1 protein-coding gene is annotated in these 780 nt (G+C 56.0%); it reads right to left on the bottom strand.

The annotated features are described in order from the left end of the window. Positions 1 to 63: 63 nt before the first annotated feature. The gene (locus M3P21_RS22385) at positions 64 to 522 is read right to left on the bottom strand and encodes an IS110 family transposase (RefSeq protein ID WP_249713720.1); all 459 of its coding nucleotides are present in this window, start codon (positions 520 to 522) and stop codon (positions 64 to 66) included. Positions 523 to 780: the final 258 nt, after the last annotated feature.

Raw genomic sequence — 780 nt, 5'->3', positions numbered from 1 at the left:
CTTTAGTGCCGCCCCAAGTACTCGTGTCCGCAGCTATCGCTTTCAGTGCTTTCGTCTTGGCCTCTATCCGCTCGTTTTCCCGGCGATCTGAAGCAGCAGATCCTGGCTCTCGGCAATAACAAGCGCGGGCAGGTCACAAGAAGGATCTTCGATCACCGCCACGATCCGTTTGAGGTGGGCCAGACCTGTCGGAAATACATAGCCGTATTCATACAGCAGCGCCCGAAGCGCGTTCACCAACTCAATGCGCTGACGGACCAATCTTTCACGACCTCGAAAAAGCGCTGCCTGCGCCTGCTGCTCTTTGGTCTTCGGTATTACAAACCGCATCTCAGGCCGCTGTGCCGCGATCACTCTTGCCTCGGCATCGGCCGCATCATTCTTCTGCCGCTTCACAAAAGGCCGCACATATTGCGGAGCGATCAGTTTCATCTCATGGCCGCACTGCTCCATCTCACATGCCCAATCGTGCGTGCTGCCACAGGGCTCAAATACGACGACGCACGGCGGCTGTTCCGACATGAAGCGCCGAAACTGCTCTAAGCTTAACTTTTGCGGACCTTGACAGGTCCTGTCATCAAGGCCCCATGAACCTGGAAAACGCGCTTTGCCAGATCCACCCCAATCAATGTGTCCATCATTTCGCCGTCCTCTCCGCTTCGTGGCGTTCAGCACCACCATCATGCCACATTGCGATGCCGTCTGATGAGGGCGTCAACCATCCCATCTGGCGTTGGCAGAATCAGCAATGTGGTTTTTGAGCTTGCGCACCAGATCCGA

The sequence above is a fragment of the Ruegeria spongiae genome (assembly GCF_023502395.1).
Taxonomy (GTDB): Bacteria; Pseudomonadota; Alphaproteobacteria; order Rhodobacterales; family Rhodobacteraceae; genus Ruegeria_C; species Ruegeria_C spongiae.
This window is presented reverse-complemented; position numbering and strand designations above follow the sequence as displayed.

What these genes read in the sequence shown, in the direction of transcription:
- M3P21_RS22385 (WP_249713720.1), bottom strand. Translation starts at nt 522, where the DNA reads ATGTCGGAACAGCCGCCGTGCGTCGTCGTATTTGAGCCCTGTGGCAGC.